Here is a 21965-nt window from a genome sequence, read left to right as displayed (position 1 = left end):
TCCTATGCCGCTATCTTCTGTATAAAGGCTGTAGCCACCAACATCAATCATCTCTCCAGTTTTGATAAAAGTGCTAGAGTCGATATATTGAGAGTAGGTTTGATAAACAAAACCACTCGACACAAGGATTATCATACCGATACATAAATATTTGAAAAAAAACCTCATTCGTAAAGTCCTTTTAGCTCATGATGTTAGCTTTAATTGATTGCAGTCTGTCCTATACCTGATGGAAATTCAATCTATTATGTACAGAGTTTTGTTCGCTGAATATGCATAGTCTATAGCGCTTTTTCTTTTACTTTCTGGTGTCCGCTATTGACCGATGGCAGAAATCCGGCGTCACAAAACTGACCGTCTGCTCTTTGTCTTTTTGATCCAGAGACTCTAGGGGGTTGAAACGTACGTTTTTCGGACCTAACAGCTAGGGTTCTCAGTCTAAAAGAACACAAGGAATTGTTACTGTGCGTTTTATTTTATTGTTCTGCCTAGCTTTTTTGGCCTTTTGTGATGTGTTCGCTAGCCCTATATTCGATAATATACCTGACAGAATTGATCCGAACGCGAAATACATTTTCTACTCTCATGGCTACATAGTTGAAGGCGAGGATCCGTCGCCTGTTCATCCGAGATGGGGCATGTACGAATATCCGGCGATACTAGAAAAACTGGCTAGTTTCGGTGCTGTGGTCATCTCCGAGCATCGAAAAGCAAAAAGTAGCCCCACCACACATGCTGAAAAATTGAGGAACCAAGTAAGCACGCTTTTAGAAATGGGAGTTCCTCAACGTAATATCACTTTGATAGGGTTTTCACGTGGTGGCTACATTACTGCTTTAGCGTCAAATGCCATTCAGAAAACTGATATTAATTACGTGCTCCTTGCAGCTTGTACTACGAGCATGAGTCGAGATGAAGATATTGTGTTGACTGGTCAAGTATTGTCTATTCACGAAAGCTCAGATACTGTCGGTTCTTGTGATGAAGTCATTAAGCGAAATCCAAAGGCAGTAAGTTCATTCAAAGAAATCGAAATTTTTACGGGATTGGAGCACGGCGCTTTTTATCGTCCCACTGAGGCTTGGATATTGCCCATTAAGTCATGGCTTGAGACACATGTCTCATCTGTGCCATATAGTCCGCAAAGAAGCTTTATAATCCAACTAGAGGAATCGGCTACCGGACGAATTTATCCAATATATGTGCAACTTCCGCGTTCTTATAGCACTTCGCCTAGCAAACAGTACCCTGTTATCTACGCGACCGATGCTCCATATAGCTTCCCTACACTTGTCGGAGCTACTCGAAATCCAATGTATTCGGGGGTTATGGAAGAGGCAATCATTGTCAGTGCTTCATATTCGACTGACTCAAGAGGAATTCAAAGCAGAGTAAGAGATTATACGCCCGTAAAAGCTAATAGCTGGAAGATGGAAACAGGAAATGCAGATACCCACATAGAATTCTTTAAGTCTGATATCTTTCCTTTCATCGAGTCGAAATACAGAGCTGACCAGAACAGTCGCATATTTATAGGCCACTCACTGGGTGGACTATTCGGCGCGTATATTTTATTTCGATCCCCAGATGTATTTTCTTCTTACATTCTAGGTAGCCCGTCAGTTTGGTTTAATGACAACTATTTGCTGAAATTAGCTCCGCAAAAAGCTCCTTCTAACACAAAGGTCTATTTATCAGTCGGTTCTTTAGAAACTCCTGAGTTCGGTGAGGGAGAAAATATGGTTCAAGGGAGTAGCATGCTTGCCGAAAAAATTTCTGAGCAATCAGATGGTAACGTTCAAATTAAGTTTGTCGTTGTCGATGATGCTACGCATGCAACTGTCTTTCCTACCATTGCAATTCAAGGTTTAGACTGGATACTTGGAAAAGATAAGCGACAATAAACGTCTTTTTAATCGCACTCGTTATTTGGTTGGACGAGACAAACCGAACAAAATCTCTGTTTAAGCCGTCAACAATGCCTGTCCATTCATCGTCATTGATTGCAGTCTGTCCTATATCTGGTGCGTGGCCCTGTCCAGAGGCTGTTAGTTTTATTGAGCAGGCAGACACTGCGTTGTACCTTGCTAAATCGCAAGGAAGAAACTGTGTAAGCGTTGTGAAGGCGAGCTGAATTCTCTCGCCACTGCTCTAAGCGCGTTAATTTTATGCGTTTGGTGCTTTTAAAGTGTCTTGTGCATTGTTGAAACTAATGGGCCAGCATAGACGCTGATTTACATCCCTCTAAACAAGGTTCCCAGCTCTTTCCAAATGCTGCGAGATTCAATGGCTTTTTCCCTCATTTTTCTTAACGCTTTTTTGGGATAAAAGTGACCATTTTTGACGACTGCTTCCGGCCTTTTAAGTGTCGACAAGTCATCTAATGGAGACGTTTTAGACAAGATAAAATCCGCTTTATAGTTCTCAGAAACTTTACCGATTTGGTCGCCCATCTTTAGTGCTTTCGCTGGGTTGATAGTTGCAGCTGCTAGTACATCGTATATTGCCATACCAGATTCGTGCATTAATCGCATTTCGTTATGCGTAGCTAAACCGTGGGGGGAAAGCAACACGCCAGAATCAGAACCGACCAAAAGCGGGATTCCAGCATTATGAAAAACGTTGGTGATATGTTGTAGAAACGAAAGTGTTTTCTGATTATGTGCGGCCATATTGTCTGATGCAGTTAACCACCGCTTAATTTGGTTATTTGACGCCTCGAGCGCGATGATGTCGGAAGTGTATTCGGTTGGAACAGTGTCTAAAAACGCTTCTTTCTCGACACTAAGTTGGGTGAGTTGATAGTAAATGTTTAACGTTGGGGTAACGGGAACGTGTACTGCTTTTATTCTCTCAGCTATTGCGGGGATACGGGTAGAATCAAATTTGTAATTAAGGGGGCCTTGATAGATATCTTCAGCATGTTCTAATGATTGAAGCCCAAAAAGCGATGATATCGGCATATTGCCAGACGCATGTGGGCCATGTTTAGCAATCGGTATATTGAGATTTTTACCTGTTTCGATTGCCGCTGTTAACGCTTCTTCGCTAAGGTTCCCATAGAGTTTAATTAAGTCATAACCTTCAGATTGATAACGCTTAACAGCTGCCTCGGCTTGTTTTGCTGTGTGCACAGTGTGATGCAAGTTTGCGTCGTAAGCGGATAGAATAGGGCTACTCACAGTGGCGCTGCTACCAATAAGTTCGCCTGCTTCAATTTGGTCTCGCCACTTCAATTGGTCAGGAACACCATTCATTATGCGAACATGAGTAATTCCATGACTAAGGGCTAAAGCGAACGCCGCCTCTTCAAAAATGTGAACATGCATGTCAATCAGCCCAGGTGTAACGTAACCACCATTCCCGTCAATAATCGTAATACCGTTTGATGGTGCAGGCATGGGGGATTGCGCAATGTTGAGAATTTTACCCTTGTTAACAAGTATCGATTTATTAAACTGAATTTGTCTGTTTTCGACATCAACAATATTGATGTTATTTAGAATAAATGAGTTCCCCATCTGTTCTAAATTAGGCGCCGCGCGACAAGCAGTGGCAGAAACTAAAATGAGTAGAGCAATAAAATATTTCACAGTTAACTCCTAACTAATAAGTTAACGGTATCGTAACGGTGACCCATGGGGCGGTCGTCCAGTTACATGTGTTTAGTTGTCTACTATCTTGTTGTTAGACGTATTTTCTATGCGGACTTAATCTGAGCCTTATATTCACTGGGAGTTTTGCCAGTATATTCTTTAAAAAGCTTATTAAACGAAGCTTTAGAGCTAAAGCCCGCATCGGTATAAAGCCTGGAAAGTGAATGAGGAGATTGCGCATCAAACGCAGAACAAATGTGGTGAATACGATATTCATTTATGTATTCGTTAAATGACTTATTAGCCACGGTATTGATTGCGCGTGAGATATCTCTGGGTTGCAACCCACTTAACTCACTGACGTCACTTAATGTAAGTCGGGGTGTTAAAAACCACTTATTATTAATAATCAGCTTATCTAATTCATTAAACGTAGAGCCATAATTTTCAGGTTCAGATTTCGCTTCAGAATGAACGTTGTTCAGCGTGACTTTATGAGGTGTAGTTAATACTTTTTGGTCGATTAATTTGATTGTGATGATGGTAGCGGCCACTAACCAAACCATATTATTCAAGGCTTGGCCGATGAGGTTTAGCTCATAGGGGAGAAACTGCTGACTATTGAGCCGTGCCAAGTCCACTAGGTTGAACAAAGCCGTAATGACTAACACCCAAACTAACCAAGTGAACGAAAAGTCATCAGAGTCAGAACGTTTTTCATCCAGCGCTACCTTGTGTTTCATGAGCAAAATGGCAGTGAAATAAGCGTAAACGACTCGCCATATACTCCCTATCACGATAACCACCGCAACATGTGAGGTAAAGAACAATACCGGGGCAACAGGCAGCAGGTGCATCCAGTCGCTGGTTTGAAGTGTTTTATTGGTTATATGTTTTGCCGCTAGGTAACTTGCAGGACCGAACAACATAATAAAAATAGGGCTAAGTAAGTAAATATCTCGCGTGATACCCGTTTCTTCTAAGATGTTTACTGTAGAAGCAAAGGCGATTAAGCCGAGGAGGAGGGCAACTTCAACAAACGGACTTTGTCGCCACAATAATAAACCGCCTAATATTGAAATACCAACAGTGGCAGCTTGAATTAAGTTAACGAAATTGAGTGAATCCATATTGTTTTATTTAATACACAGCTTAATTCCTTTATACGATAGCTTCTCATGGATCCAAAAGTACGTAAACGTTTTTAAAGGGAGCATAACCTTGTAAATTGATTCCCCCAATCGGGTTGTATCACTACGATCAGCGACCTAATACCTGTTGAGTAATTCTTTCCAAATGTCTCAAGAACATGATTTGACCGTTCGCCCTGTGACTTTTCCGCCATTTAGCATTTTTAGGTGCGCCGCAGCTTCTTATGTGTTGCGGGTATCTAATTGTTGGTTTTAGTGAATCGTCTTACAAGAGCATAAATGCTACCCATTAGACCAAACAACATAAACACCAGCCCTAAATAGAATACACTACTATCCAATTGCTGAGATTCGGTACTATTTGCTTGCACAACAACCCAATGAACAAAGCAGAGAAATACTGCCATACCAGCTGAAAAAAACTGAAGCCAATTTGAAATGTAATTCAAAGATTCATTTTTTCTTTCCGGCGACAGCCAATAGGCTTTATTAGGAAGATTAATTGAATCTTCTGGTAGTGATGTTAGCAGCCTACCCATTCCCCCAACAACAAGCGTAGAAAGACAGACGACTAAAACCATTAACGTTAGATAAGTATCGCGTGATAAAAAGGAATCTGCCTGTCCCGACGCATTGAAGTGTGATGCAACTACAGCTGGCATGTTACTGCCAGTTGACCAAACAAAAAGACTTGCGGCTATTGCTGTTGGTACAGTAATTCTCATTTAAAATTCCTTAATGAATTTTCCATCTCTATTTACTTATTTTTTTATTAAGCCTAGCTCTGCAAATTTAATAGTATCGAGTGAATCAAACTGAATTGCGCAGCCCTTTTCAATCATGGTAAGCCACGCAAAGCGCAACGCATCTGCTCGCTTTCCTATCCAGAAACCTTTGGTTTTATTGAGATAGGCAACCACTGGATGAGTATGCCCATCGCGATAAATACGGCGAATAAAGGTAAAGTCAGGCCCAAATGATTCTAATACAGCTGAATTACTCACATCAATTGACGTTACTAGCTCATTGAAAGCCTCTTGGTTACGCCCCTGCCGGTAGGCCACCCACGCTCTGGCTATTCCAACAAAATGCGCTTCCTTGCTAAAATTATCAAAAACATTACCGGCTATTTGCTGGTCTCTGCTCAGGCGCTCTCCGTGCTGGAACATAAGATTAATTTTAGCATTAACGATTTGTACAGGTTCAAGTTGGGCACTGTAGATAAGGTGTCGGCTTAAATCTCCTATCACCTTATAAGGATTGCTATTCGTCTGGCTGCTTTGTTCATAGTCTCGGAATGTGCTGTTCAGCAATCTTTTATTTTTTTGTTCAAAATAGGCGAGCCGCTCTTTAACAAACTGCTTGTATTTGGGGGCGTTGCAGTCTGTTGTTTGGTTCTTAACGTGCTTCTTCTCAAAAAGCGCGAGGGCAGGCTGACTGAACGCCGCTGCGCTAGCACTTATCAACAGGGCGACGCAGAAAAAATGCGTTAACGAGCGCACTGACATTTAACTTACCTTTTGAATTATCATCAGATGAATACGCAGAATGTGTATAGATTGATCGAGAGTAAATTAGCGAATGGCTTTGATAATGGGAAAATTACTAGTGCTATAAAAAAGGCCTGCCGAGTGGCAAGCCTTTGAATTGGTGGAGCTGGCGGGATTTGAACCCGCGTCCAGAAAATGTCTACCTTTGGTACTACATGCTTAGTTTGTCTTTTATTTAACTACTTTAGACCCCGACAAACAGGGTTCTTGGTAGCTGGTCCGATACTATTTCGCGGTTCACCCTCAGACAAGGTTCCCTCGCTATCCTACTTGGATGACCTTCCGAATCCCCGCTAGCAGGAAAAGACTAGGGTGGAAGGGCCTATGCCGGTTATTAAGCGGCTAGTGCGTATGTTTCGTCGTTTGCGACTATTTAAATGCGGCTTTTTAAGAGGCAAACCGCTCCTCTGCATGCACCTCCAGCTTCCTAGATCCTGTCGAATCCTAATCAGCCCCGAGTGTGAACGAGGATTATAACATAACTATAGCGCGGTTAAACGTTTCTTTTAGTTTTTGGCTTTGAAAAGATGCATTTATACCTAATAACCATTAAAGTGGGCGTGCGTTTAATTACTCTGAAGTGCCAATGAGTTGTAATTCTATTTTATATACACCCTATACCTTACCGTGCGGGGTTGAAGTACGAAACCGCCTTGTAAAAGCAGCGATGGAAGAAAACATGTCAGATACGGGTAGCGTACCCGGTGACGCGCTGTTTAGCCTGTATCGATACTGGGCGCATGGCGACTTAGGTATGATTATTACGGGCAATGTCATGATTGATAGAACTGCCATGACAGGTCCTGGTGGTGTGGCATTAGAAAAGCACACGCCGCTTACACCGTTTGAAAAATGGGCAAAAATTATTAAGTCTAATGGTGCGTTAGCAGTTATGCAGATTAACCACCCTGGCCGGCAGGTATTTAAAGCTATGCAGGGCAAAGCCATTGCGCCTTCTGCTGTACCCCTTGATATGGGTAAACATTCTAAATTGTTTGCACAACCAAGAGAGATGACATGTGCAGAAATTCACGACGTGTGTAAGCGTTTTGTTGAAACAGCGAAACAAGCAGAGAAAGCGGGGTTTGATGGTGTTGAAATACACGCCGCACATGGATATCTACTTACTCAGTTCCTGTCACCATTAACAAATCAGCGCCAAGATGAGTGGGGCGGCTCTATCATTAATAGGGCGCGTCTTTTAATCAATATCGTTAGTCAAATTAGAGCGATATGCGCTTCAAACTTTATTGTTATGGTGAAATTAAATTCAGCCGATTTTCAAAAAAATGGGTTTTCATTTGATGATGCGTGTGAAGTAGTTAACCGCTTAGAAGCGTTGGGCGTTGATGTTGTCGAGTTATCAGGTGGCAGCTATGAAGCCCCGGCAATGCAAGGGCAAACCCGCGACAATACCACCTTAGCCCGAGAGGCTTATTTCCTAGAATTTGCTCACGCGTTGGAAAGTAAAACCGATATTCCGCTAATGACCACAGGGGGAATAAAGCGAGCCTCGGTAGCTGAAAACGTGATCAATGAAGGCTGTGCGCTGGTTGGCTTAGCAAGTGCGCTGGCTATTACTCCCGATTTGTCGAAAAAGTGGCAACAGCAGTGGGAGTACTCTGGCACAATACCGCACTGTACATGGAAAGATAAGTCTTTGGCTAGTTTAGCAAATATGTCTATGGTACGTCGTCAGTTACGCCGGTTAGGTAATAACCTTACAACGATGAATCGGCCATCACCATTATGGAGCCTCATACTCGATATGTTGCATCGAAAGTCGATGACCAAGCGAGATGTTGCTGCCATGAAGGCCGACTCTTAAATTAATTAGTGCACAAAAAAATGCAGCGTAACGAACGCTGCATTTTTTATATTCTGGTTTTACAAACAGTTATCTGGGCGTTTATACGCTTTTCTTCATCACTCTTTCTTTTTGGCGCTGCCAGTCTTTATCTTTTAATGTGTCTCGCTTATCGCGCTCGTGTTTACCTTTGGCTAGGTAAATCTCAAGCTTAACCCAACACTTTTTCCAATACATATTGGTGGCAACTATTGAGTAGCCTTGACGGTCTCTAGCGCCCATTAAACGGTCCAGTTCACGTCGACTAAGCAATAGCTTTCTTGCGCGCTCTGGCTCGGCGATAACGTGCGACGAGGCTTGGTTTAGCGGCGAGATGCGACAGCCCACAAGATAAGCTTCACCATTTTGGATGATGACGTACGTATCAGTGATATTTACTTTACCCGCACGGATGCTTTTTATTTCCCAGCCTTGAAGTGATAAACCCGCTTCAAATTTGTCTTCAAGAAAATAATCATGGCGCGCTTTTTTATTCTGCGCGATGTTACCCGTGGTGTTTTTATTGGCTTTATTCTTTTTCATAGCCTCTATTATACTAAATATGTGTTGAAAGTCTTTACCCGCTAATAGATTAATTATGGTGGCAAATATCTGTATTTAAACGGGTAGTAAAAAAATAAAAACATCGTTGAAAGGTCAGTTTCGTAGATGAGAACGCAAGATTTTATGTGGTACACTAATGAAAATGATCCAGTAATTGTAAGACAAATGCCGAGTATCCAACGAAGCGCTCTGGTAGCGCACAGTGCACAAGCCATGTTCGACTTAGTGAACGATGTTGCCTCATACCCTCAGTTTTTGCCCGGGTGTACAGACAGTAAAGTGTTGCATGCATCTAATGAAAGTATGAAAGCGTCGTTACTTGTTGCCAAGGCGGGGATTAAACAGTGGTTTACCACACATAATGAACTCGTCGATGGCCAAAAAATTAATATGGAATTGGTTGACGGGCCGTTTCGTTCTCTCACCGGAGGCTGGACCTTTTCTTCTCTGTCCGAAAATGCGTGTAAGATTGAGCTTAATTTAGAGTTTGAATTTAGCAATAAGCTTGTAGAGATGGCGTTTGGTAAAGTGTTCAATAATTTGGCATCGAGCATGGTAACGGCGTTTACCGAGCGTGCAAGGAGCGTTTACGCGTGAGCCCCGCCCTTATTAACATTGAAGTGGCTTATGCACTGCCAACAAAACAAGTATTGATCGATGTTGCGATTGCCGACGGTGCTACCGTTGAGCAGGCAATTGAGGTATCTAACATTCTTTCTCAGTTTCCGAGCATCGACCTTAAAAAAACCAAAGTAGGTATTTGGAGCAGAGTAGTAAGGCTAACTGAAACCTTAAAAGACGGTGACAGAATTGAGATTTACCGACCGTTAATAGCCGATCCTAAAGAGATTAGAAAGCGTCGAGCTGAAAAGGCGAAAGATGAGGGAAGAGCCGATAAAGTAACTGGCGGACGTCCCAACCAACCTAAACCACAAACTAAATAAGCAAAAAAATGCCCACGCAATGTTGCATGGGCATTTCGTGTTCTCAGACTTAAAGCCTTTTGTTTGGCTGCTATCAGCTGTTACCTTTCTCGATAATGCTACCAAGTTCTAATAATGGCGAGGCATCTATATTGTTCGCATCCATCATGGTGGCGATGCGTTGAACGGTAGCCACCATTTGGCTCTGCTCCCATTCTTGCAGTTGCCCGAATCGCTCTACAAAATGTTCTTGAAGGGGGCGGGGCGCATCAACAACCGCTACCTTACCTTTCTCGGTTAAGAATACGCCCACTTTGCGCTTATCTTGCGTACTTCGGATACGCGTGGCCAAGTCTCGGGTTTCTAAACGGTCAAGAATATTGGTGATAGTTGCGGGACTTAAATTAATATTGTCAGCTATTTCCCGCACCATGATACCAGGGCGTTCTTCAATATTTTGCATAACAAGTAGCTGCGGGCCGGTTAAGCCAACATGCTTACTTAATTGTTTGCTGCGTAGGTCTACAGCACGAATTATGCGTCTCAGGGCGACCAATAATTCTTCTTCTTTTCTCATAATTATTCCAACTAGGTGAATGCCCTGATAAAGGCTACTTCAACAGATGTATAAAGTGTTGGTGTTTTTGAAAATGGTCGATAACATCATTGATGACGGCAATTTTTGACCAGCCCATGATGTCATAATTCTGACCACCTTCACTTAAATGAACCTCGGCGCGATAGTACGTCGACTTTTTATTTTCGTCTACTGTTTGTGTATCGCTAGAGGCAAATTCAGGCTGTTCTGACTTTGTTGGGTAAACAGAATAAATAAAATCTGGGTCGCTACCCATGGTAACTTTAAGCAATAACGCATGCTCACTTTTTTCTATCGAGGCTGAGAACCCTTGGTTTTCAAAGGCTTTGCTTACATCAACAAACGCTGCGTTCACTATTTTTTGTACATAGCGATTAACCACCTGTTCATTAGGGAAGGTGACGATATTTTCTAAACGCTCTCGCCAGTTTGTGTCCATATCACTGTGAGGAGGGTTGCCCCCCATCACTTGTAAACTTTCACGTTTTACCGCTTCTATCCGAAGCGCCTTTAGCAAGCCCATAATTGCAATGAGTAAAACAAGCGCAAAAGGGAGGGCTGCAGCAATTGTCATTGTTTGCAACGCACCTAAACCACCCGCGTAAAGTAATACCGCGCTAACGACACCGACGCCTATTGCCCAATATACCCGTTGCCATAGGGGCGTATCATTACGACCATGTGAACACAACATATCGACTACCATGGCTCCAGAGTCACATGACGTGACAAAAAAGACTATTACCATTATGACAGCAATGAAATTGAGGATAGACGAGAATGGGAAATGCTCTAAAAAGACAAATAGGGCGACAGAGGTATCTTCATTAACCATGTTTGCCAGTATGTTGTTACCGTGTACCAAGACTTGGTCAATGGCGCTATTACCAAAAACGGTCATCCAAAATAGTGTAAAGGCGGATGGAATAAGCAATACGCCAACCACAAACTCTCTTATGGTTCGGCCGTAAGAAATTCGTGCGATAAATAGACCGACGAAGGGCGCCCACGCTAACCACCACCCCCAATAAAAAATAGTCCATCCGCCAATCCAGTCTGTTTTTTCATAGGCGAACAGGTTGAAGGTATTACGCACAATGTCAGAAAGGTAGGCACCGGTATTTTGCATATAGGCTTGAAGTAGAAAAACGGTGGGGCCAAGTACTAATACGATGACAAGCAATACCACAGCCAACACCATGTTAGTCTCTGAGAGGCGACGAACGCCTTTCTCTAGCCCTGTGCTTACAGAAACAACAGCTAATCCAACCACGCCCGCCATTATGCAAATTTGCACAAACGTGCTTGATGGTAACCCAAACAAATAGTTTAGCCCTGCGTTGACTTGAGATGCGCCAAGGCCCAACGAAGTCGATACGCCAAATACCGTAGAGGTAACAGCGAAAATATCAACAATATGGCCAGGCCACCCATAAATGCGGTCGCCTATTAAAGGATACAACGCTGAGCGAAGCGTTAATGGTAAGTTTTGTCTGTATGCGAAGTAACCGAGAATTAATGCAACTACAGCGTAAATTGCCCATGCATGCACTCCCCAGTGGAAGAACGTGGTTTTCATTGCTTCTCTTGCCGCGTCTATCGTTTGAGCATCTGCAGTGGGAGGAGCGAGAAAGTGCATAAGCGGTTCTGACACGCCAAAAAACATCAATCCAATACCCATACCGGCTGCAAAAAGCATACTTAGCCAAGTAATAAAGCTAAATTCAGGTGTTGCATGGTCGGGCCCTAGCTTTATTTCACCATAGCGAGACACCCCGAGATAAACCACAAAAAGCAACACAATAGCAACGACGAGGACATAGAACCAGCTGCCATTGGATACGATATTAGTTTGAATGGTCTTGAATAATGCGTCTGCTGCGTTTGGCATGGCAGCAGCAAAAATTAACAAGCATACGATCAATGCCGAGGAAGTTATAAAAACCGACTTGTTCAGCGGGGAGTGATTTGCTTTATCATTCACGCAGCGTTAATCCTTTTTTCATAAAGAGTTATTACTATTAACGTAGAATATCACGCCTATCTGGCCGTTAATAAGTTTTCATAGTAATAATTAGCATTAGAAGGTTTTTTTGATTAAAAAACGTGCTGACTCGTTTATTTATCTCATTAATTAGGTTATTTTCGCGAAGATTCTGGCTTAAAATTACTTAGAGTAAAAATCATTTATTGTTTATGTGTTACCATAAATTGATCTTTTTGATATGTGTTTCAAGTAAACAGTGTCCAAAGAATAAAACTACCTAAAAGGGAAAACACACATTATGCGTAAAACTCAGCTAAGCTGTGCAATCGTTGCTGCGTTGGCATCAACAACCATCGCTGCACAAGAGTCTAAGGCACCAGCCCAATTAGAAACCATCGAAGTAACCGCAACTAAGCGCGCAGAATCAATTCAAGACGTGCCGGTTTCCGTTACTGCGCTAAACGGTAAAGCATTAGAAAACTTGGGAATTGATAATTTTCAAGATTATGTCGAGTTCCTTCCGAATGTTGTTTTCCAAGGCACTGGCCCAGGGCAAAACGAGATTTATATTCGAGGCGCTGCCACAACACAATCTAATATCATGTTGTCGTCTGTACAGGCGCTTCAGCCTTCAGTTGCGTTTTACGTTGATGAAATGCCAGTTTCAATGGCTGGCCGTAATCTTGACGTTTACGCTACAGACGTACAGCGTGTTGAAGTACTTCCAGGGCCTCAAGGCACGCTTTTTGGTGCAAGCTCGCAGGCGGGTACTATTCGTTTGATAACGAACAAACCTGATTTGACTAGCTTTAGTGCAGGTTTCGATACAAATATCGGTTTCACCAAAGGCGGTGAAATGAGTAACTCGGTAACGGCGTATTTCAATTTGCCACTTACCGACAAGTTAGGTTTCCGTGTTGCAGCTTACAACGACAAGCAAGGCGGCTGGATTGATAACGTGATGAACGTTCCTGGCGAGGGTGGTTACATTGGAAGTGCGGTAGTGATCGACCGTATCTCGGGCGGCCCACTTGCTGATCCGGTTGCAATGGACGCAAATCGCATAACGAGCCCTGGGGTTAATTCGAATGAAGAAGCCTCTGTAGTATCACCACAAAATGATGCGCTAGTTGAAGATGATTTCAATGACGCAACTTACACCGGTGCGCGTTTTGGCCTGTTGTATGAATTTAATACTGACTGGGAATTGTTAGTTCAACACACACAGCAAACATTAGATACTGAAGGTGTATTTGCCTACGACCCTACGCTTGAAGGTGACAGTTCAGCTATTCGTTTTCAACAAGAAGAAAACAAAGATGAGTTTGGTTTAACAACGTGGACACTAGAAGGGCGCTTAGACAAGCTAGACCTCGTGTACACCGGTGGTTATTTAAATCGTGAAATCGATACGTTAGCCGACTACACGGGTTACACCAATGGCGGAGCTTTCGCAGCATATTATGTGTGTAACCACTATGAAGCGGGTGTGGAAGCGGAAGATCAGCGTTGTCTCGATCCTACTAAGTATTTTAAAGAAGACACTACAACAACACGTAATACCCATGAACTACGTTTTACGACAACCATGGATACGCCTTGGCGTGTAACTGCTGGGTTGTTCTACGACGAGCAAGAAATAGCAACAGTAGGACAATTTAAAATTGCTAATACTGATGGCGAACTCACGCGCTTCGGCTTCGACAACCTACAAAGAAACTTAGTAGGTACTGAAGGCATTAACAGCAACGGTGGCCCGTTCCCATCAGAAATTAGTTTTATTAATGATATCACGCATACTATTGAACAAATCGCCGTATTTGGTCAGTTAGAGTATGACCTTACCGATACACTAACGGCTAGCTTGGGTGCGCGTTGGTATCAAATTGATGATATCTATGTGGGCTCGACGTCGACTGTCGACGTTACCCGTCGAATTCGTGCATTTGGGACATTGGACCCTGATGAACTTGCTGCGGTAAATCTAGACCCAGCTGCAGTAAACGAGGCGATTCAAAGCGGTCAGCTTGAAACCGACCTACTCGACAGTAACGGTGTATTGACAGTTGACGATACCATCTTCAAGTTTTCACTAGATTGGAAAGTAAACGATGATGTTCTGTTGTTTGCTAATTATTCAGAAGGGTTCCGTCCGCCAGTTACTAACCGTGTTGGCGGTGGTTTGGCGAAAAACCAAAGCGGCGCGTTTGACGGTTTCCGTATCCCTGTTTATTCAACAACTGATACATTAGATAATTACGAGTTGGGTATAAAAGGTGACTTTCTTGACGGTATCTTGCGTGTTAACGCAACAGCATACTATTCAGAAATTGAAGACCTACAGACCTCTCGTTTCGACCCAACCAATATCTCGTTCCTTGTATTTACCGACAACGTAGGTGACGCGGAAATTAAGGGTATCGATGCTGATATTACATGGCTTGCTACTGATGACTTGGTTATCAATGCCGCATTTAGTTTGCTTGATACTGAGCTAACCCGCATTAATTCGGAACTAGAGGGAATTGCAGCAGGTGTAGGCTCTGAACTACCTTATTCTGCAGGGTTCTCTGGCAACGTGAATGCACGTTACTTCTTCGAATTAGAAGGTGACAAGCGTGGTTATGTGAACGGTTCGGTTAGCTATACTGGCGACCGTTTTGCTGGCATGATCATGGATGCTTTCGTAATGGAAGATGCAACGCAACTTATCTACGGAACAGGGTCTGGTCTTAAAATAGAAGAAGAGGCATCTGTCTACGAAGGCGTAACCTATGCAGACTCGAACGGTGCAACGTTCCGTGGTGGTCGTTACATTCAAGAATCATACATGTTAGCTAATTTGGCTGTTGGTGTTACAAACGATGTTTGGAAAGCTGAATTATATATTGATAATGTATTCGACGAGAGTGCAATATTGAACATAGATACTCAGCAGTTTACGCCTAAAGTTGTGACAAATAGACCACGTACTATTGGCGTTCGCTTCTCTTACGATTATTTCTAATTAAACCGATGTTACAGCGTAGGTTGAACACTGAACGCTAAACCAAATATAAAACGGCAAATTCAATGAATTTGCCGTTTTTTCTATTTACAGGCATGCTGTAAGAATGAACGAAGAAGAACAAAAAATTTTAGCATCTATTAAACAAGCGCTAATGCAATCGCAATATCGCGTGGTTGTTACCCAATGTCAGAAGCTTCTAACATCTTCAAGCAACGACAATACCCGCAGAGAAGCGCAGTATTTGCAGGCGGTCGCTTATCGTTTATCAGGCGATGCCCACAACGCTATTCAATGTTTAACAACACTTGTCGCTGCGTTTCCAGATTACGGACGGGGTTTTCAAGAGTTAGGCTACTGTTATTCAAAACTGGGAAACCATAAAGACGCAGCGCACGCTTTCTTTCAAGCAACGCGTTTCAATCCAGCTTTACTTAGCGCGTGGCAGCAACTAGAAAACGTGTATGCACGCGATGATCAGCAAAGCGCCCTCGTATTGTGTAAACGACAAATAATGTTTCTTACCTCGTTACCTAAACCTATTTTAGGGGCGACGGACCTCATGCATGAAGGGCAGCTACATAAAGCTGAACAAGTGTGCAGACAATTTTTGCAAGCGAATAAGCACCACCCCGAAGCCATGATGCTACTAGCTGAAATTGGGATGCAGTTAAAAGTATACAGTGACGCGGAGTTTCTACTTGAAAGTTGCGTATCGCTTTACCCAGACAACGACAGAGCTGCTGCATCGTATCAAAGCTTACTAGCGAAACTAGGAAAATTTCCAGAGGCTGCCGACGTTGCAAGACGGCGTTTAGAGGTGTCGCCCAACGATTTCACAGTAAAAGTGGGGTTAGCGCACGCCTTAGTTGGTATTAGTGCACTGGATGAAGCTATTGCTATTTACCACGAATTGTTAGGTGAAAATGCCGATAGGCCTGGGCTATGGCTTGCACTTGGTCATGCGCTTAAAGCCAAAGGCAGTACGCAAGAGGCTGTAGAGGCTTATGAAAGGGCCACACAGTTTGCCCCTGACTTTGGTGATGCGTACTGGAGTTTAGCGAATACCAAAACATATCGCTTCAGCGAGCAAATGCTTGCCGATATGGTTGCACAGGAGCAGCACGCTACCACCAAGCTAGAAGACAAAATTCATTTATGCTTTGCGTTAGGTAAAGGATATGAAGATGCAGGCAATGCGAATACGGCATTTCACTATTATCAGACTGGAAATAGTCTGAAACACCGTACGCTACGTTTCGATATAGCCCGAACCGAAGCTTCACTTGAGGCACAAGCCCAAGCTTGTGATACATCATTGTTTTCTCACAAGGTTGGCTATGATGCGCCAGACCCTATATTTATAGTTGGGCTTCCTCGTGCGGGCTCAACGCTACTTGAGCAAATACTGGCGTCGCATTCTATGGTAGATGGCACCATGGAGCTTCACAATATATTGGGTATCGCTTCATCTATCAGTAATGATAAAACGCCATACCCATTTAATCTAAGTGAATTAAGCGACGATACGTGCATCGCATTAGGTAAGCAATACATTGAACAAACCCGAGCATATCGTGCTACCGCGCCATTTTTCATTGATAAAATGCCGAACAATTTTATTCATATTGGTTTAATTAAACGCATTTTACCCAATGCTAAAATTATTGATGCACGCCGGAATCCTATGGACTGTTGTTTTAGTGGCTTCAAGCAGTTGTTTGGCGAGGGGCAAGAATTTAGTTATGGCCTTGAAGACATTGGTCGCTACTACATGGCGTACGAAAAGTTAATGTCGCATTGGCATAAGGTATTGCCGGGTGAGGTGTTAACTGTGCAGCATGAAGACGTGCTCGATGATTTAGAGGGGCAGGTACGACGCCTGCTCGATTTCTGTGACTTGCCATTTGAAGAAAGTTGCCTCTCGTTTCACAAGACAAAGCGGGTTATTAAAACGCCAAGTTCTGAACAAGTAAGGCAACCCATTTACAAAACGGGCATGGATCAGTGGAAGCCTTTCGACCAGCATCTTAACGACCTTAAGCGTGTGCTAGAGGGCTAGTTGTAAAACACATTCAACAATGTATTTGCTAAAAGTGATTGTAAGCGATGTTACATGCTCTAGGGTATCCAAGTTGGTGAGCTATAAATGCGATGTAAAAAAATAATAAGGCATTGGATTGGACTTACATGGATTGTTTTACTGCCGATGGCGAATGCGTCGGATGTCTACTTAGTATGTAACCAAGACCCAGTGTCTTGCTTGTCGGCGGCCGAACTTCAACAAGCGCGGCTATCTGACACATCATTGTTGTGGTGGCGATTTGAAGAGCAGCGTCTTGATGCGCTTTTTGATTTGCAGCGCATTGATGAACTGTATGCTTCACTTCGCCCCTGGGTAGATAACCCCTCTGTACCAGCGAAATATAAACCCATTGTTACGTTGTATTTAGGTAAGTGGCTAAATGCCAATGAAAGAAGGGCAGAAGGGCTCATCGAATTAGAAAAATCCCTAGCGGGTTTTCAAGCTCAGTACAAAGCAACGCCTTCACCTCAGCTGGGTATTCGAATACTCAATCTATTAGTGTCTGTCGATAAATTCGACGAAGCTGAATTGTTTTCTTCATCGTTTGAAAGTGCCAACTACGATGCCCCTCTATCGTATCGAGAAATGTTTGCTGAACTCGGTCATGTTGCATATAGAAAAAAAGATCACGAAAGGCATATTAAATACAGACTAAAGTCGCTTGAGTGGGCTAAACGAGTGCCAGATTTGCAGCAGCAAGCTATTGCGTTTAACAATTATGCGGTTTCCCTTCGAGAAAACAAAAACTACACGATGGCCGAACAGGCGTTTCATGACGGGTTAACCTGTGCGGAGCAAGCCAACGATAAAGCACAGGTAAATAATATACGTCTTAGACTAGCTGAGGTGGCCTTACTTCAAGGTAAGCTGCAAAAAGCACGCGAACGGTTAAAGTATGTATCGTTAAATGAATTGCCGGTTGTGCAGATACCGAACTATCGCAGGATATCAGATGAGATATACAGTCGGGAGTAAATGAATGAAGATACAATATGGTGGCTTAACATACGTAGGCCACCACGGTATGAACAACACAGGTTAAGTAGGTGAGTGTTGTTAGCGTTGGTAACAGGCTAATATTTACGGCGCTTCAACCCCGTTTCTGCAAGGATCTTGGCAGAAATCTCTTCAATAGAGTATTTAGTGCTATTTAAAAACGAGATTTTTTCTTTTCGGTATAAGTTTTCTACCTCGCGCAATTCCATTCTGCACTGTTGAATAGAGGCGTATTTGCTGTTTGCGCGTCGTTCAGAGCGAATTTGATGCAGCCGTTCTGGGTGGATGGTTAATCCGAACAACTTATGTTTATGCCGGCGAAGCGCTGCAGGAAGTTTTAGCATGTCTCCCATGTCTTCCTCGGTGAACGGGTAGTTCGCGGCTTTAATGCCGTACTGTAACGCAAGATATAAGCTTGTTGGTGTTTTTCCTGAGCGTGATACACCCGTTAATATAATATCAGCCTCGTCATAATCTTTAAGGTTCGAGCCGTCATCATTTGCTAATGCGTAGTTTACCGCTTCAATTCTTATATCGTAGGTGGTTTCGTGAATACTGTGCGTACGGTGCTTTTCTGGTTTAGACGGTACGCCCAATACTTTTTCAAGCGGAGCAACAAACTGATCCAAGAAATTATAATTAATGCCCACCGATTTAGAGATTATTTTGCGAATATCTACATTCACAATTGTATAAAAAACGAGCGGTCTTTCTCCGGTGTCTTGAAAACTTTCAGAAATTTGCTCCAAAACTTTATGTGCTTGCTCTTCAGTTTCAACGAATGGGATGGTGTTGTGGTTGAACTGAACCGGGAACAGGGAAAGCAGGGCGTGGCCAAACACCTCTGAGGTGATGGCTGTGCCATCTGAAATATAGAACGCTGTACGCACAACATATCCTTAACATTGTTGTAATTTAATTACAAAAGTAATTAAGAGTTTACTTTATGAATTCGTCCATTCTAAGATGATTTTGTCGAAAAGCTACCTAGTTCGCACAAATCACGGCGTTTTATATAACAATGCTGTCAAATGTGATGAACAGGGAGTGTGCGAAAAACGCATCGACGAAGAATTTGTTTCATTCAGGTCATACTAATTATAACGCCTGAGTGTAACCTCATACCCTACACAAGAAAAAGCTGGAGGCTTGGGCTGTGCAAGAATACGTATTGTGGTATCAAGAACTGGGCATGCATGATGTTAATCGCGTAGGCGGTAAAAATGCATCATTAGGCGAGATGATTTCAAATCTAGCGAATGCGGGCGTGCAGGTACCGGGAGGTTTTGCCACGACTGCTGAAGCATTCAACGAATTTCTAGACCAAAGCGGTTTAGAAGCAAAAATTCATGACGTGTTAGACGCACTAGACGTAGACGATGTAAACGCCCTGGCTGAAGCCGGCAAAGATATTCGTCAATGGATCATAGATACACCGTTCCAGCCAGCACTCGAAGAAGCGATTAAAACCGCTTTTGTTACGTTGCAAGGTGATGCGGGTGAAGAAGCGTCTTTCGCAGTTCGTTCATCTGCAACTGCTGAAGATATGCCAGATGCTTCGTTTGCGGGTCAGCAAGAAACGTTTCTTAACGTAAAAGGTTACGATTCGGTAATGGTGGCCATTAAGCACGTGTTCGCGTCATTGTTTAACGACCGTGCTATCTCTTATCGCGTCCACCAAGGTTACGACCACAAAGGCGTTGCGTTATCTGCGGGTATTCAGCGCATGGTTCGCAGTGATATTGCATCTTCTGGCGTTATGTTCACCATCGACACCGAATCTGGTTTTGAAGATGTTGTCTTCATTACAAGCTCTTACGGGTTGGGTGAAATGGTAGTACAAGGGGCCGTTAACCCCGATGAATTCTATGTTCATAAACCAACGCTTGATAAAGGGTTGCCTGCTATCGTTCGCCGTAATCTAGGTAGCAAGATGACCAAAATGATCTATTCAGATGATGAAGCGCATGGTAAGCAAGTATCAATCGTAGATATTGATAACGCAGACAGTAAAACATTTTCACTGAATGACGAAGAAGTCATGGAGCTTGCAAAACAGGCTCAAATCATTGAAAAACATTATCAGCGAGCGATGGACATTGAGTGGGCGAAAGACGGTGTTGATGGAAAACTCTACATTGTTCAAGCACGTCCAGAAACGGTAAGAAGCCGTGAAGACTCTCAAAGCATTGAGCGTTTCCAGTTGAAAGGTCAAAGCAACATTGTGTGTGAAGGTCGTGCAATTGGTCACAAAATTGGCGCTGGGGTAGCGAAAGTACTTGGCTCAATTGAAGAGATGGATAAGATTCAAGCTGGCGACGTCCTAGTTACCGACATGACGGACCCAGACTGGGAGCCTATCATGAAGAAGGCGTCTGCCATTGTAACCAACCGTGGTGGAAGAACCTGTCACGCGGCCATTATTGCTCGTGAGCTAGGTATTCCGGCAGTGGTTGGGTGTGGTAATGCGACTGACAGTATTGCGACGGGAGATAAGATTACCGTGTCTTGTGCCGAAGGTGATACAGGCTTCATTTACGGTGCAGAGCTTGAATTTGACGTAGTTACTTCTCGCATTGACTCAATGCCAGATATGCCGCTTAAAGTAATGATGAATGTGGGTAACCCAGATCGCGCGTTCGACTTCGCAAGGCTTCCAAACGCAGGTGTTGGTTTAGCGCGCTTAGAATTCATCATTAACCGAATGATTGGTGTTCACCCTAAAGCGTTGCTTAATTTCGATAGTCAGCCAGAAGAGCTGAAAGAAGAAATTGGTGACATGATGGCGGGTTACGAGTCACCTACAGAATACTATATTGAGAAGCTGGTAGAGGGTATTTCTACGATTGGCGCTGCGTTTTCTCCAGAGAAAGTTATTGTTCGTATGTCTGACTTTAAGTCGAACGAATATTATAACCTAGTTGGTGGTTACCAGTACGAGCCTGATGAAGAAAACCCAATGCTTGGTTTTCGTGGTGCAAGCCGCTACATATCAGAAGACTTCCGTGACTGTTTTGCACTTGAGTGTGAAGCGATTAAACGTGTTCGTAACAAGATGGGCTTAACGAACGTCGAGATTATGATCCCGTTTGTTCGCACGGTCGAAGAAGGCAAAAAGGTTATTGAGCTGCTTGAAGAGCAGGGGCTCAAGAAAGGTGAAGACGGACTGCGCGTTATTATGATGTGTGAATTACCGTCAAATGCACTACTAGCCGATAAGTTCTTAGATATTTTTGATGGCTTCTCAATTGGCTCTAATGATTTAACGCAGCTTACGCTTGGCCTCGACCGTGATAGCGGGCTAATTGCCCACTTGTTTGACGAGCGCGATGAAGCTGTTAAAGCGTTACTTTCTATGGCTATTCGAGCGGCGAAAGCTCGTGGAAAGTATGTAGGAATTTGTGGTCAAGGCCCATCAGACCACGAAGATTTTGCAGCATGGCTATTAGATGAAGGTATCGATTCGGTATCGCTTAACCCAGATACCGTTGTTGAAACATGGTTGTACTTGGCTGAGAAGCACGGTTAATCGTTAGCGCGATTAATATTTATAAATGAAAAAGGGACCTTCGGGTTAATGCCGATCAGTTAAGAAATATTTTAGCGATCGGTTGACCGATCTTTTATAGATGTGAAAATCCGATGAGCATTCGCCATCGGA

At 43.3% G+C, this 21965-nt stretch carries 16 protein-coding genes and 1 other RNA gene; 8 read left to right on the top strand and 9 right to left on the bottom strand.

What is annotated here, in order from left to right; genetic code table 11:
• Window positions 1–464 precede the first annotated feature (464 nt).
• A complete protein-coding gene (locus AC27EZ_RS17850) occupies window positions 465–1904 on the top strand; it encodes an alpha/beta hydrolase (RefSeq protein WP_487136620.1) in 1440 nt (479 codons plus the stop codon).
• A gap of 330 nt (window positions 1905–2234) precedes the next feature.
• Here the strand turns inward: AC27EZ_RS17850 and AC27EZ_RS17845 are convergent, their stop codons facing one another.
• The 5 genes from AC27EZ_RS17845 to ssrA form a co-directional block, all read right to left on the bottom strand.
• The gene (locus tag AC27EZ_RS17845) at window positions 2235–3593 is read right to left on the bottom strand and encodes an amidohydrolase family protein (protein WP_487136619.1); all 1359 of its coding nucleotides are present in this window, start codon (window positions 3591–3593) and stop codon (window positions 2235–2237) included.
• Between the two features lie 107 nt (window positions 3594–3700).
• Window positions 3701–4726, bottom strand: coding sequence for a helix-turn-helix domain-containing protein (locus AC27EZ_RS17840; protein ID WP_487136618.1), 1026 nt, complete (start codon window positions 4724–4726; stop codon window positions 3701–3703).
• Window positions 4727–4986: 260 nt separating this feature from the next.
• Window positions 4987–5472: a DUF1648 domain-containing protein gene (locus AC27EZ_RS17835; RefSeq protein WP_487136617.1), complete on the bottom strand. Its 486-nt coding sequence runs from the start codon at window positions 5470–5472 to the stop codon at window positions 4987–4989.
• A gap of 36 nt (window positions 5473–5508) precedes the next feature.
• The gene (locus AC27EZ_RS17830) at window positions 5509–6255 is read right to left on the bottom strand and encodes a hypothetical protein (RefSeq protein ID WP_487136616.1); all 747 of its coding nucleotides are present in this window, start codon (window positions 6253–6255) and stop codon (window positions 5509–5511) included.
• A gap of 140 nt (window positions 6256–6395) precedes the next feature.
• Window positions 6396–6753: a transfer-messenger RNA gene (gene ssrA, locus AC27EZ_RS17825) on the bottom strand.
• A gap of 130 nt (window positions 6754–6883) precedes the next feature.
• On the opposite strand from ssrA, the gene AC27EZ_RS17820 reads away from it, so the two are divergent.
• Entirely contained in the window at window positions 6884–8125 is a 1242-nt protein-coding gene (locus tag AC27EZ_RS17820; protein WP_487136615.1) for an NADH:flavin oxidoreductase/NADH oxidase family protein, read from the top strand.
• A gap of 81 nt (window positions 8126–8206) precedes the next feature.
• On the opposite strand, the gene smpB is transcribed toward AC27EZ_RS17820, so the two are convergent.
• Window positions 8207–8686, bottom strand: a complete 480-nt coding sequence (smpB, locus tag AC27EZ_RS17815) for an SsrA-binding protein SmpB (RefSeq protein WP_487136614.1) — start codon at window positions 8684–8686, stop codon at window positions 8207–8209.
• A 186-nt stretch (window positions 8687–8872) separates the two neighbouring features.
• Here smpB and AC27EZ_RS17810 point away from each other — a divergent pair, with 186 nt between their 5' ends.
• Both AC27EZ_RS17810 and AC27EZ_RS17805 read left to right on the top strand, forming a co-directional pair.
• On the top strand, window positions 8873–9304 hold the full coding sequence (locus AC27EZ_RS17810) for a type II toxin-antitoxin system RatA family toxin (RefSeq protein ID WP_487136621.1): 432 nt from the start codon (window positions 8873–8875) through the stop codon (window positions 9302–9304).
• Window positions 9301–9651, top strand: a complete 351-nt coding sequence (locus AC27EZ_RS17805; RefSeq protein WP_487136613.1) for an RnfH family protein — start codon at window positions 9301–9303, stop codon at window positions 9649–9651. The genes AC27EZ_RS17810 and AC27EZ_RS17805 overlap by 4 nt, the downstream gene beginning before the upstream one ends.
• Before the next feature lie 73 nt (window positions 9652–9724).
• On the opposite strand, the gene AC27EZ_RS17800 is transcribed toward AC27EZ_RS17805, so the two are convergent.
• Both AC27EZ_RS17800 and AC27EZ_RS17795 read right to left on the bottom strand, forming a co-directional pair.
• Window positions 9725–10207, bottom strand: a complete 483-nt coding sequence (locus tag AC27EZ_RS17800) for a MarR family winged helix-turn-helix transcriptional regulator (protein WP_487136612.1) — start codon at window positions 10205–10207, stop codon at window positions 9725–9727.
• Window positions 10208–10241: 34 nt separating this feature from the next.
• Complete coding sequence (locus tag AC27EZ_RS17795) at window positions 10242–12212, bottom strand: BCCT family transporter (protein WP_487136611.1); 1971 nt, start codon at window positions 12210–12212, stop codon at window positions 10242–10244.
• Window positions 12213–12513: 301 nt separating this feature from the next.
• On the opposite strand from AC27EZ_RS17795, the gene AC27EZ_RS17790 reads away from it, so the two are divergent.
• The 3 genes from AC27EZ_RS17790 to AC27EZ_RS17780 all read left to right on the top strand — a co-directional run bounded on the left by AC27EZ_RS17790 (window position 12514) and on the right by AC27EZ_RS17780 (window position 18283).
• Entirely contained in the window at window positions 12514–15222 is a 2709-nt protein-coding gene (locus tag AC27EZ_RS17790) for a TonB-dependent receptor (RefSeq protein ID WP_487136610.1), read from the top strand.
• Window positions 15223–15328: 106 nt separating this feature from the next.
• Complete coding sequence (locus tag AC27EZ_RS17785; RefSeq protein WP_487136609.1) at window positions 15329–17284, top strand: tetratricopeptide repeat-containing sulfotransferase family protein; 1956 nt, start codon at window positions 15329–15331, stop codon at window positions 17282–17284.
• An 87-nt stretch (window positions 17285–17371) separates the two neighbouring features.
• Window positions 17372–18283 (top strand): tetratricopeptide repeat protein, encoded by a 912-nt coding sequence (locus AC27EZ_RS17780; RefSeq protein WP_487136608.1) that lies wholly within the window; start codon window positions 17372–17374, stop codon window positions 18281–18283.
• Between the two features lie 98 nt (window positions 18284–18381).
• On the opposite strand, the gene ppsR is transcribed toward AC27EZ_RS17780, so the two are convergent.
• Complete coding sequence (ppsR, locus tag AC27EZ_RS17775) at window positions 18382–19194, bottom strand: posphoenolpyruvate synthetase regulatory kinase/phosphorylase PpsR (RefSeq protein WP_421131614.1); 813 nt, start codon at window positions 19192–19194, stop codon at window positions 18382–18384.
• A 266-nt stretch (window positions 19195–19460) separates the two neighbouring features.
• Here ppsR and ppsA point away from each other — a divergent pair, with 266 nt between their 5' ends.
• Window positions 19461–21833, top strand: coding sequence for a phosphoenolpyruvate synthase (gene ppsA / locus AC27EZ_RS17770; protein ID WP_487136607.1), 2373 nt, complete (start codon window positions 19461–19463; stop codon window positions 21831–21833).
• Window positions 21834–21965 lie beyond the last annotated feature (132 nt).

This window comes from Alteromonas sp. 4NH20-0056 (genome assembly GCF_057539655.1).
Note: the sequence above shows the minus strand (reverse complement) of the source record. Positions and strands in the feature narration are given on the sequence as shown.